Genomic DNA, 12,548 nt, shown 5'->3' with positions numbered 1-12,548 from the left:
CCAGCCAAGACTTAAAATAGGCTCATGAAAACTGATCTCCCCCAGAGCTTTCGTAGGCTCGAATACCTCCCGCCTGCATACACCTTCGATCATGTCGAACTCGACATCGCTCTGGATCCAGCGCGAACCATTGTGAAAAGTTGCATTGAGGTTTTGCCAGGCAAAAGTTTTAAGGCAGGAGCCCCCTTGGTTTTGGTCGGGCAAGAGCTCGAGTTTGTTAGTTTGCGCATCAATGGTGAAGCCCATCGTCATTTTGAATTAACACCAGAAACACTGACGATTCATTCGCTGCCAAATGAAGGTAAAGAAAAGTTTGTCGTAGAAATTATTTGCGTTTGCGTCCCCGAGAAAAATACTACTCTGATGGGCTTGTATGTTTCCAACGGGAACTTTTTTACTCAATGTGAAGCAGAGGGTTTTGGAAAGATTACTTACTTCTTGGATCGCCCGGATGTGATGGCGCGTTATCGCGTGACATTGCGTGCGCGCGAAGCAGAGTGTCCGGTGCTGTTATCCAACGGCAACTTACTGACTACAGAAAAACTACCTAATGGGTGGCATAGTGCTACTTGGGAAGATCCGTTTCCTAAGCCATCCTATTTGTTTGCCTTGGTTGCTGGTAAGTTGGAATGCATTGAAGAAACTATTACCACTAGTAGCGGTGCTAAGAAGTTACTGCAGATCTGGGTTGAGCCGCATGACCTCAAGAAGACTCGACATGCAATGGACTCCCTGATTGCCTCTATTCATTGGGATGAAAAGCGTTTTGGATTGGAGTTGGATTTAGAGCGTTTTATGATTGTGGCCGTAAGTGACTTCAATATGGGTGCAATGGAAAACAAGGGTTTGAATATTTTCAATACCAAGTTTGTTCTTGCCCAGCCAGAAACTGCGACAGATGCAGACTTTGCCAATATTGAGAGTGTTGTTGCTCATGAGTACTTCCATAACTGGACAGGTAACCGCGTTACTTGCCAGGATTGGTTTCAGTTATCCCTGAAAGAGGGTTTGACTGTATTTAGAGATCAAGAGTTTTCTGCTGATCAAATGGGTAGTGAATCCGGCAGGGCAGTAAAGCGGATTGAAGATGTTCGCTTGCTTCGTCAATTGCAATTTCCTGAGGATGCAGGCCCAATGGCGCATCCGATTCGCCCGGATGAGTATCAAGAAATCAATAATTTCTATACCGTTACTGTCTATGAGAAGGGTTCAGAAGTTGTTAGGATGTATCAAACTCTTTTGGGTAAAGACGGCTTCCGCAAAGGAATGGATCTCTACTTTAAGCGCCATGATGGTCAGGCGGTTACCTGCGATGATTTCTTGGCTGCGATGGCAGACGCCAATGGTAAGGACCTGACTAAGTTTAAGAATTGGTATAGCCAGGCAGGCACCCCAAGGGTTAAGGTGCAAGAGCACTATGACTCCACCAAAAAACAGTACCAACTGACGCTGACGCAAAGTTGTGCACCTAGTCCGGGTCAGCCGGAGAAGAAGCCCTTTCATATTCCATTGAAGATGCGCTTAATTACAAAGGCGAATGACCAAGCAGAGCAGTTATTGGAATTAACACAAGAAACTCAAACTTGGACTTTTGACAATATCGAAGAACGTCCAGTTCTCTCGATTAATCGCAACTTCTCAGCGCCAATTAATTTAGATTTTGAGCAATCCGAGGCAGATCTATTAACACTTTTCTCAAGCGATGATGATGCATTTAATCGTTGGGAGGCTGGTCAGAAGTTGGCGATGCAAATGATTTTAAATAATCGTTTGCCTGATGAAAAACTGATTGAGGCGTATCGCAATATCTTGCTAGACCCTAATTTAGATCCCGCCTTTAAGGATCTGGCTTTAACGCTGCCTGCAGAGTCTTATTTGTATGAGCAATGCACGAGCGTTGATCCTCAGAAGATATTTACTGCGCGACGCGCTTTCCGTAAAGAAATTGCGAAACAGTTGCAACTTGAGTGGGCCGCCTTGTATCAGCAGATGCAAACCCCTGGACCATTTAAGTCTGATGGGGTTGATGCTGGTAAGCGTGCCCTGAAAAATCTAGCATTGAGCATGTTGCTAGAGGCGGCACCAGCAGTATGGGCACCAATGGCAGCCAATCAATATCAAATTGCTGACAATATGACTGACCGTTATGCAGCCTTATCTGCATTAGTGGTACACGGCGCAAAACAAGCTAAAGATTGCTTAATTGATTTTTACAATCGATTTGCGAATGATGCTTTGGTAATCGATAAGTGGTTTGGCTTGCAATCTAGTCGTCCCCCTGTTGACGGTCTTGACTCCACTCTCACCGAGGTGAAGAAGCTCCGCGAGCATCCTGCATTCAAGTTAAACAATCCAAACCGAGTTCGCAGCGTGATTCATTCGTTCTGCGCTAACAATCCAGCTAGCTTTCATCAGGCGGATGGCAGTGGTTATGAGTTCTGGGCCGATAGCGTATTAGCTCTTGATCCCATCAATCCTCAGGTAGCGGCTCGTCTTGCAAGAGCGCTGGACCGCTGGCGTTTATTTGCCCAACCCTATCAAGATCATATGAAAGCGGCTCTAGAGCGTGTTTCTGCATGCCCAACACTCTCTCCCGATGTAAGGGAAGTGATTGGAAAGGCGCTGGGTAACTAAGAAGTTAATGGAGCTTATTGCTGTACGAAATACCCAATCGAATTGCAAGCTTTTCCAGGTTCTTATCCAGAGTCCAAAGCTGGGCATTTTCTGAAAGCAGAGTTGATGTAAGGAGTGATACATCAATTGCCCCACATCCAGATTCTTGGAGTTGATGCTTTTCAATAAACTCCAATATTTCATAAGGGGTGGCTATAGTTGCTTGTCGTAATTTTTTAATATAGCCCAAGGTTTTAGAGCGTGGCGATGGGGGTGATCCGCAGGCTAATTCTATTTGGATTAGGGGATGACACAGTATTTGGTCATTTAGTAGTAGAGCTTCGAAAGATACATTTGACTTTCTAAAGTGAGCTACCCAGACTGATGTGTCAACTAAAACCATGGTCATGATTACTGGCCATCCTTCGGTTTGCGGCGAGGAATAGTCTTCATCTGAGGTGATTTACCACCCAATGCTACCAACCTCTTAGCAACTTGAACTCTTATGAATACGTTAATGGCCTCCCTAAAGAGATCAGCTTTATCCATATCAGGGTCAGCAAGATCCAAACCTCTTTGATATAGATCGTCGTCAATCGTGACAGTAGTTCTCATATATATCCCTCATCATTATTGATGCATTATAACATCTAAAATAACATCAAAATTAGAGTGGTTTATTGCCCAAATGATCATTTAGATGGGAAATATCAATATTTTGAGGTTGGCATTCGGAACAAGGCAAAATAGACCTTAATTTCAATAGAGCTTTGGAGAAATACCTTTGTCCTCAAGTACCCATATCAATTTCAAGCAATATTTAGCCTCCACAAAGCCGGCTGGCGATGCTATTCCGGCTGGATTGCAAGATTTGCTGACCGCGGTTGTTAACACCTGCTCAACTCTCAGTCATGAAGTAGCGCAGGGCGCCTTGATTGGCTTGTTGGGTTCCGCAGGCACTGGCAACGTGCAGGGTGAAGTTCAGCAAAAACTTGACATCATTGCAAACGATTTGCTGATCGACGGCGTAAAGGGTTGTAAATCACTCGCAGGTTTAGCCTCAGAAGAAATGGAGCTTCCAGTTCCAGTTCAAGGTACAGGTGATTACCTGCTGTTATTTGACCCACTCGATGGCTCATCCAATATTGATGTGAACGTATCGATTGGAACTATTTTTTCAGTTCTCAAGAAACAAGATCCGAATGCACCTTTGCAGACCTCTGACTTTTTGTTGTCAGGGCGTCATCAAGTTGCTGCGGGTTATGTAGTGTATGGACCTCAAACCACGATGGCCTTGACCTTGGGTGATGGTGTGGTGATGTTTACCTTGAATAAAGTGACTGGTGAGTTTTTGCTCATTAAGGATGCGGTAAAGATTTCTCATTCAACCAAAGAGTTTGCAATCAATATGTCCAATATGCGCCACTGGGCTGGCCCAGTACGTCGTTATGTTGAGGAGTGCTTAGCTGGCGTCAGTGGCACCCGTGACAAGGATTTCAATATGCGTTGGATCGCTTCGATGGTGGCGGATGTGCACCGTGTTTTATCTCGTGGCGGGGTATTTATGTACCCATGGGATCAGCGTGAACCGCACAAGCCAGGTAAGTTACGCCTGATGTACGAAGCCAATCCAATGAGTTTCCTGGTAGAGCAGGCGGGTGGTGCCTCTACCAATGGAACGGATCTCATTATGGATTTGCAGCCAACAGATCTGCATGAGCGTGTTTCTGTGATGCTAGGCTCTAAAGAAGAGATTGATCGCATTCAGAGCTATCACTCATAAGTGCACTATTGCTTCACTAATAAAAAACCCAATCAAGCGATTGGGTTTTTTAATGACCATACAGTTGTGATTAAGGTCTCACCTGTTGTTTAAGGTAGGCAAGAGACTCTTCCACTTGGTCAATCAGAATCAAGCAAATATCGCCTGCAGCGAGATCATTTAGAGCTGTATCAATAGCCTTAAATTCACCATGAATCTCTTTGACTTGTTTGGCCTTAGTGGCGCCAACTAAGCCTTCTTGCAATAGCTTTAATACTTCGCCATCTTCACGGCCACGTTGGCAGGCATCTTGATAAAGAATGACGTTGTCAAATGAGTTACCCAAGATACGGGTTAGATCACGGATATCTTCGTCACGACGATCGCCTGCACCGCTAATAACCACGTGGCTCTTCTTGGGTTTCATGGCCTCAACGGCGCTAGTAAGGGCGCGCATAGCATCGGGGTTGTGACCATAATCAGCAATGACGGTGGCGCCATTATGTTGAAATTGATTAAAGCGTCCCGGTACGGAATTCGGATCGCTTTCAAAGCTATGTAAACCGCGAGCAATCTTTTCGGCATCAAGACCAAGAGCCCAGGCTGCGCCAATCGCAGCCATGGCATTTTCAATTTGGAAGCCTAGTACGCCATTTTGGGTCAGGGGAATTTCGCTAACGGGGAAGCGATACATCACACGCGATCCCTTGGAGGCAACAATGTAGGTGCCATCAAAATAAATGACTTTTTTATTCTTAGCGCGATGAGCGGCAATGACTGGGTGATGTTGATTTTGGGCAAAGAAAATCACTCGACCAGAACACTTGTCACCCATCTTCACAACCATTGGGTCTGCCGCATTGAGTACTGCGGCACCGGTTGGGGCAACGTTTTGCACAATCACGCGCTTGAGAATGGCTAAATCTTCAACGCTAGTAATGTAATTAAGGCCTAAGTGATCACCTTCGCCAATATTGGTTACCACCGCAACTTCGCAGCGATCAAAGCCAAGACCTTCGCGGAGCATTCCACCGCGAGCAGTTTCAAGTACGGCAGCATCTACATCGGGATGCATTAATACATTGCGAGCACTTTTAGGACCACTGCAATCGCCGGTATCGATGAGGCGATGATTGATGTAAACGCCATCAGTTCCTGTCATGCCAACGCGTAGGCCAGTTTCATTTAACAGGTGAGCAATAAGGCGCACCGTAGTAGTTTTACCGTTCGTGCCGGTAACCGCTACCACTGGAATGCGACCATCTTCACCTAGTGGGAACATCATATTGATGATGTCTTCGCCAACGGGGCGTCCTTTGCCATATGAAGGCTTGAGGTGCATACGTAAACCGGGCGCGGCATTGACTTCAACGATACCGCCACCTTGTTGTTCTAGTGGCTTATAAATGTTTTCACAAAGGATATCCACGCCAGCAATATCAAGACCAATCATCTGAGCTGCAGCTACTGCACTTGCCGCAACATCCGGATGAACATCGTCAGTAACATCAGTAGCGGTACCACCAGTGCTGAGGTTGGCATTGTTACGAAGAAGAACGCGTTCGCCAGTCTTTGGCACGTATTGTGGGGTAAGACCTGAGCTTGCGAGATGCGCCATGGCAATGTCATCAAAGCGAATTTTGGTAAGCGCTGTTGCATGTCCGTCGCCACGCAATGGATTTTTATTCTCGATTTCAACTAGCTCTGCAACGGAGTGACTGCCATCGCCAACTACTTGTGCTGGCTCACGGCGAGCAGCGGCCGAGAGGCGGTTGCCAACGACGAGCAAGCGGTAGTCTGCACCAGGGAGGTAGCGCTCAACAATGGTTTCCCGACCAAAGGCTTGGGTCACAATAAAGCCAGCGCGGACCTCTTCTTCGGTTTGAATGTTGGCAACAACGCCTTTGCCTTGGTTACCATCTTTCGGCTTTAAAACAATCGGACCGCCAATTTTTTGAGCAGCACGCCAAGCATCATCAGCAGTGGTAACTACTTCGCCAATAGGAACGGATACGCCAGCAGCAGCAAGTAAGTTCTTGGTGAGTTCTTTATCTTGGGCAATCGCTTCAGCAATCGCGCTGGTATCGCTAGTCTCTGCAGCTTGAATGCGTTTCTGTTTGCTACCCCAACCAAACTGCACCATGCTGCCTTCGGTCATCCGGCGGTAGGGGATGTTGCGCTGTACTGCTGCATCAACAATGGATCCAGTGCTTGGTCCAAGGCGAACGTCTTCGTAAAGAGCTTCTAACTCTGAGAGGGCGGCAGCGAGATCAAACGGTGCATCGTTGAGGGTGGCTTGAATCAAAGCAAAACCAAAGTCGAAAGCCATGCGACCCACGACTTCTTCGGTGTATTCCACTACCACTTGATAAACACCAACATCGACTGTTTGCACTGTGCGACTAAAGGTAACGGGGCAACCTGCTTGAGCTTGAAGGCCAAGCGCTGCATGCTCAAGAGCATGAGCTAAAGAAAGCACTTCATTATGGCCACCGCGACGCATGCTGCCTAATTGAGGAAAGCGCTCACGAATCTTGGTTTCAAATTGAGGGATAGAATCGATTGAGCGTTCAGACTCATCACAAGAAACAATCGCTTCTAAAGCGGTGTGGCGGCTCCATAAATTTGGGCCGCGCAACATGCGAATACGAGTAATTTCCAATTAAGCCCCTGTAGCAGTAGTGGCATCAGGCACGAATGTTTCTGCGCCTGCTTCGATAACGTTGAATGGAATTTCAAGAGCCCAGGCTGCTGCTATAGCTGCACCTAAATTCATGGTCTTCCAAGGAGTAGAGTGGTTGGCTTCAGAGTGACGTGGCACAGGAATGGATTTCTGATCCAGCTTTCCAGACTTCAGGGTAATTTGCTGTTTGCCAATGACAACTGCACGACCACCGTTTGCTAAGTGGGATTTGACAATCTCAGAGTCTGAATTCTCGCTAAAGAAGATCACCTGACCATCACAAAGCTCGGCCATTTGTACGCACATTGGATCATCAGCATTGAGTACGGCAACACCGGTTGGAAGAACGACATCAACCTGGGTGCGTACAACGCTGAAGACTTGGTCTTCATCATAAATTGCGTATTGCGGGAAGTTTGCCTTTGGATCAACATTGAGTACGACGCCAACTTGACAGCGATCGTAGGCCAATCCTTCTATCAACATTGACAGATGATTGTTTTCAATTACAACTGCCTCTACTGCGCGATTAAGTAGGGTGCGTCGGGCATTCTCCCAATTTGATGCATTGGAGTTTGGAATCGCGCGGTTACCAAAGAACAAGCCTTTGCTGCAAGAAAGGCCAACATAGACATTCGTTAGGCGTAAGAAATGGGCAATCATCTCGGCGACAGGGGTTTTGCCGTGTTCACCGCAGACACCAACTACCGGAATACGGAAATCTACCCCAGGTGGAAAGAGGTGATTCGCAATTTCTTTGCCAACAGGCTGAGGTTTACCGCTTGCGGGTTTGAGATGCATCAGTAGGCCGGGGCCTGCATTGACTTCAACAATGGCAGCATTTTGATCTGCCAATGGTTTGCTAATGTCCTGCGCTACTAAATCAACACCGGCAATTTCAAGGCCAACAACACGGGCAGCTAAGGCTACTTGGCTAGCAACATCAGGATGAATTAAATCAGTAACATCAAACGCAACGTTGCCGTTGCTTTGAATGAGTACTTTGTGATCTATTGCAGGAACACTGTCACCTTTTAGTTGCTGACGTGCCAGTTCAAGTTCTACTGCAGAATCAATGCGAACAGGATTGAGAGGGTGCTCTTCTGCGGTGCCGCGACGGGGATCAGAATTAATCTGTATTTGAATCAGTTCATGAACAGTATGTTTCCCATCACCAGTGACCCATACGGTTTCACCTTTTGCCGCAGCAACTACCTTATTGCCTACAACTAACAAGCGGTGCTCATCACCAACAATGTGGCGCTCAACTAAAACTTCGCTACCTTCATCAATGGCAACGGCATATGCAGCTTCAATTTCTTGTTGGGTATAGAGGTTGATAAATACACCGCGGCCATGATTGCCATCGATCGGCTTAACCACTACAGGTAAGCCAATGTCTTGCGCGGCTTCCCAAGCATCATCAGGGCTGGTAACGGTTCTACCCTCGGGTGTTGGAACTCCGGCGCTACGTAGCAAGCTCTTAGTTAAATCTTTATCGCGAGAAATGGTTTCCGCAATTGCGCTTGTTTGATCGGTCTCTGCTGTCCAGATGCGGCGTTGTTTAGCGCCGTAACCCAGTTGAACCAGGTTGCCTTCAGATAAACGAATCGATGGAATGCCACGCTCTTCAGCTGCATTCACAATACATGCTGTACTTGGACCCAGCAAAAGATCGTCGCCAAGATCACGTAAATTTTCGATGATGGTTTGCACAAGAGCAACGCAGTCAGCATTGTCTTGCGCTAGAGCTAAATAAAGATCACGCGCATATTTGAGAGCGGTGAGTGTGACCTCCTCATTGATTGCGCTAACCATCACTTTGTAAACACCACGCCTATCGCCGTCACGTGCCTTACCAAAACCGCCAGGGATACCGGCTAAGTTTTGTAACTCAAGAGTTAAGTGTTCGAGAATGTGAGCAGGCCAGGTGCCTTCTTCAACGCGCTTTAAAAATCCGCCAGTTTCACCATAGCTACAGCGATGTTCAACGAGGCTTGGGAGGGCTTTAACTAAGCGTTCATAAAAGCCAGGAATGACGTTAGAGGGGTAGTCCTCTAAATCGCCAATATCGAGCCAAACCTCAATCACGGGATGGTAAGTCCACATATTGGGACCACGGAGATGCTTAACGCTCAGAATCTCGATGGATTTATCTAGTAATTGGGGCATATGCAGTATTGCGATGGTCAGCGCCAGCTTTTGGCGTTGACGCGTCAGACAGTCTCTCTGTTTCTAATAGTTATTTGAAAAACTCACAAAATTGGCAAAAATACATAAAAGGGCCTACTTAGACAATTTAACGGCTTTTGACCCCCTAAAGTTGACAGGAGCAATAAATCTAAAAAATTCAGCTCCACTATACTTTTAAGGTCAATGAAGCCACAAATCCTACCTTTTGCCCCCGTACTACCGAGTTATTGGTTGGCTGTTTTGGAGGCTGAAACTTCCCCAGTAAAGAGCCCTGAAGCCCTACTAGCTTGGGTTGAGCTCGATTTGGGCGCCGATTTACGCTTTGAAAAAAGCCTGCTTTTGCTCAACGAAAAAGGTCTATTTTGGACGGACGGCAAGGTATTTGAGTCCTGGAAGTTGGAGACGGACACCCATTTAATTCACGGTGATCATGCTGGAGTAGGGCATCTCCGCCTAGAAACCCCCGATAAATTGTTGAGAGCCTGGAATTTCACCCTGGCGGTAAATCCCCAAGTGCTTCGCCTGCAATCTAGTTTTAAGCAATTAACTCGTGGCGAGGAAATGAGCAATGGTGAGGTCAGCGAGTATGACAAGCAGGTCTGCCAGGTTTGCTTAAGTCCTAAGCCCGCTAATTCTGATTCTTGTCCGACTTGTGATCCTGAGGATGATGCACCGCCATCTACTTGGACGCTCTTCAAGCTTTGGCGTTTTGCACGCCCTTACAAGAAACAATTGTTGTTGGGTTTTGTGTTGACTCTGTTATCTACAGGCGCGACTTTAATTCCGCCGTATCTCACTATGCCCTTAATGGATCATGTGTTGATTCCATATGAGCGCGGCAATCCAATTGATTTTCATTTGGCCAGCATGTATCTGTTGGCATTGTTTGGCGCTGCAATTGTTGCTTGGGGTCTGGGTTGGTGGAAGACCTATTTACTTGCATTGGTGAGCGAGCGCATTGGTGCTGATTTACGCAATACTACTTTCGAACATCTACTTAAACTTTCGCTGGAATACTTTGGCGGCAAGAGAACAGGTGACTTGATTGCCCGCATTGGCGCTGAGACCGATCGTATTTGCGTTTTCCTCTCCTTATACGCGCTGGACTTTGCTACCGATGTGTTGATGATCACCATGACCGCGGCCATCCTGGTATCTATTGATCCTTTGCTGGCCTTGGTTACCTTGGCACCATTGCCATTCATTGTTTGGATGATTCATGTAGTGCGTGATCGTTTACGTTTTGGGTTTGAAAAGATTGACCGCATCTGGTCTGAAGTAACTAATATTTTGGCGGACACTATTCCAGGCATTCGAGTAGTTAAAGCATTTGCACAAGAAGATCGCGAACTTAAGCGCTTCGTGGATTCTAATAAGCACAATCTACAAATCAATGATCGCGTGAATCGCGTGTGGGGATTGTTTTCTCCCACGGTAACTTTGCTTACTGAAACCGGTTTGCTAGTGGTGTGGGGTTTTGGTATCTGGCAAGTTGCGCACCAGAAAATTTCTGTTGGCGTCTTGATTGCATTCTTGGCCTATATCGGGCGTTTTTATATTCGCTTAGATTCTATGAGCCGGATCGTTTCTCATACCCAGAAAGCAGCCGCTGGCGCTAAACGTATTTTTGATATTTTGGATCACGTCTCTAGCGTTCCTGAGCCTATCAATCCAGTGCCTTTGGGTGAAGTCAAAGGCCGCATCTCCCTGCGTGGCGTAGGCTTCCGTTACGGTAATCGTGCTGTTTCTAAAGGTATTGACTTAGATATCGCGCCAGGCGAAATGATTGGCCTAGTAGGTCATAGTGGTTCTGGTAAGAGCACTTTGGTGAACTTGATCTGCCGCTTCTACGATGTGAGTGCAGGATCGATTTCTTTGGATGGTCGGGATATTCGCAGCATCAGAATTGCTGACTATCGCAAGCGTATTGGTTTGGTATTGCAAGAGCCATTTTTATTCTTTGGCACGATTGCAGAGAATATTGCTTACGGTAAACCTGATGCGACTCGCGAAGAAATTATTGAGGCAGCACGCGCCGCTCATGCCCATGAATTTATTCTGCGCCTCCCTCTAGGTTATGACTCCTTAGTAGGAGAGCGTGGTCAATCACTCTCTGGCGGTGAACGTCAACGCATATCAATTGCACGTGCACTGCTTATTAATCCAAGCATTTTGATCCTGGATGAAGCAACATCATCGGTTGACACCACTACTGAAAAAGAAATTCAGCGTGCTTTGGATAACCTGGTTAAGGGCCGCACTACGATTGCAATCGCCCATCGCCTCTCCACCTTAAGAAAAGCAGATCGCTTAGTGGTTCTAGATAAAGGTGAGATTGTGGAAATAGGCTCTCACGATCAGCTGATGGAAGCCCGGGGCGCGTATTACACCCTGTATCAAGCCCAGCTGCGTCATGCTGCAGAGCTCGTTGAAGGCGGTGCTATTGGTGAAAGTCTGGAAGAAGAGCAAGAAGAAAAACTGGAAGAAGTAGCTAAGCACATTGGGGGTGGAGTATGAGTCAGACTCATCAGTTAGAGCGTGATGCGCTAGGCCGTCTAGTCTTTATCGACAACAAAGGTGAGCGACACATTGGCGTTCATCCTGTCAGAGCTTTTCCAATTACTGCACCTGCTGCTGGTATTAGCATCATGAATCAATCTGGAAAAGAGCTTTACTGGTTTTCGGATATCACCGCTATTTCTGAAGCGGAACTTGGATTGATCGAGGAAGAATTGGCTGAACGCGAGTTCATGCCCGTTATTGAGAAGATCACTAAGGTTTCTACGTTCGCTACCCCTAGTATTTGGGATATCGAAACGGATCGAGGCCCAACTCGAATTCGCCTCAAGGGCGAAGAAGACATTCGTCGAATTGCCGGGAATACATTGCTGATTGCCGATTCCAACGGACTACAATTTATCATCAAAGACTCTACGCAATTGGATAAAGTCAGCAAAAAACTGCTAGATCGGTTCCGCTAAAAAAGATTTACCCTGCCAATCCCAGTTCGGCAGGCGCCACCAGGGCATCCCCCCCCAATTGAGTGAATTCTCTGTCAAAACAGAGGGTTACGACTTGCGCATCCGTGTTTTAGGCCTGCTGCACTGCATTAGTATTAGGGTTATAATCTAGGTACTAACCCTTAAGGAGATTCAAATGACTGTTTTATTGAATATGATCAACCAGCTTTTTTCTGAAAGCAAGCCAAGCCAAGACAAGCCAGCTCGTCACTATGATTTTGACGGCGCTTACCGCGGCATGTAATTTAAAAATTACAGCAATTCAAAAGCCACCTTC

General features: G+C 46.7%; 8 protein-coding genes. 4 read left to right on the top strand and 4 right to left on the bottom strand.

Annotated elements, in window-relative coordinates:
• The first annotated feature begins 24 nt into the window (after positions 1 to 24).
• Positions 25 to 2,634, top strand: coding sequence for an aminopeptidase N (gene pepN, locus AOC28_RS09585; RefSeq protein WP_072583758.1), 2,610 nt, complete (start codon positions 25 to 27; stop codon positions 2,632 to 2,634).
• 4 nt (positions 2,635 to 2,638) lie between these two features.
• Here the strand turns inward: pepN and AOC28_RS09580 are convergent, their stop codons facing one another.
• A complete protein-coding gene (locus tag AOC28_RS09580) occupies positions 2,639 to 3,022 on the bottom strand; it encodes a type II toxin-antitoxin system VapC family toxin (protein WP_072583757.1) in 384 nt (127 codons plus the stop codon).
• Positions 3,023 to 3,024: 2 nt separating this feature from the next.
• Positions 3,025 to 3,228: a DUF2191 domain-containing protein gene (locus tag AOC28_RS09575; RefSeq protein WP_072583756.1), complete on the bottom strand. Its 204-nt coding sequence runs from the start codon at positions 3,226 to 3,228 to the stop codon at positions 3,025 to 3,027.
• 187 nt (positions 3,229 to 3,415) lie between these two features.
• Here AOC28_RS09575 and AOC28_RS09570 point away from each other — a divergent pair, with 187 nt between their 5' ends.
• Positions 3,416 to 4,396 (top strand): class 1 fructose-bisphosphatase, encoded by a 981-nt coding sequence (locus AOC28_RS09570; RefSeq protein WP_072583810.1) that lies wholly within the window; start codon positions 3,416 to 3,418, stop codon positions 4,394 to 4,396.
• Positions 4,397 to 4,466: 70 nt separating this feature from the next.
• Here the strand turns inward: AOC28_RS09570 and cphA (AOC28_RS09565) are convergent, their stop codons facing one another.
• Entirely contained in the window at positions 4,467 to 7,037 is a 2,571-nt protein-coding gene (gene cphA / locus AOC28_RS09565) for a cyanophycin synthetase (protein ID WP_072583755.1), read from the bottom strand.
• A complete protein-coding gene (gene cphA / locus AOC28_RS09560) occupies positions 7,038 to 9,230 on the bottom strand; it encodes a cyanophycin synthetase (RefSeq protein WP_072583754.1) in 2,193 nt (730 codons plus the stop codon).
• Positions 9,231 to 9,434: 204 nt separating this feature from the next.
• Here cphA (AOC28_RS09560) and AOC28_RS09555 point away from each other — a divergent pair, with 204 nt between their 5' ends.
• Together AOC28_RS09555 and AOC28_RS09550 are read left to right on the top strand one after the other, a co-directional pair.
• Positions 9,435 to 11,768, top strand: coding sequence for an ABC transporter ATP-binding protein (locus tag AOC28_RS09555; RefSeq protein WP_143143927.1), 2,334 nt, complete (start codon positions 9,435 to 9,437; stop codon positions 11,766 to 11,768).
• Complete coding sequence (locus AOC28_RS09550) at positions 11,765 to 12,232, top strand: DUF1854 domain-containing protein (protein ID WP_072583753.1); 468 nt, start codon at positions 11,765 to 11,767, stop codon at positions 12,230 to 12,232. The genes AOC28_RS09555 and AOC28_RS09550 overlap by 4 nt, the downstream gene beginning before the upstream one ends.
• Positions 12,233 to 12,548 lie beyond the last annotated feature (316 nt).

The organism is Polynucleobacter sp. MWH-Adler-W8, from assembly GCF_001889925.1.
Taxonomy (GTDB): domain Bacteria; phylum Pseudomonadota; class Gammaproteobacteria; order Burkholderiales; family Burkholderiaceae; genus Polynucleobacter.
Note: the sequence above shows the minus strand (reverse complement) of the source record. Positions and strands in the feature narration are given on the sequence as shown.

What these genes read in the sequence shown, in the direction of transcription:
- pepN (WP_072583758.1), top strand. Translation starts at nt 25, where the DNA reads ATGAAAACTGATCTCCCCCAGAGCTTTCGTAGGCTCGAATACCTCCCG.
- AOC28_RS09580 (WP_072583757.1), bottom strand. Translation starts at nt 3,022, where the DNA reads ATGACCATGGTTTTAGTTGACACATCAGTCTGGGTAGCTCACTTTAGA.
- AOC28_RS09575 (WP_072583756.1), bottom strand. Translation starts at nt 3,228, where the DNA reads ATGAGAACTACTGTCACGATTGACGACGATCTATATCAAAGAGGTTTG.
- cphA (WP_072583754.1), bottom strand. Translation starts at nt 9,230, where the DNA reads ATGCCCCAATTACTAGATAAATCCATCGAGATTCTGAGCGTTAAGCAT.
- AOC28_RS09555 (WP_143143927.1), top strand. Translation starts at nt 9,435, where the DNA reads ATGAAGCCACAAATCCTACCTTTTGCCCCCGTACTACCGAGTTATTGG.
- AOC28_RS09550 (WP_072583753.1), top strand. Translation starts at nt 11,765, where the DNA reads ATGAGTCAGACTCATCAGTTAGAGCGTGATGCGCTAGGCCGTCTAGTC.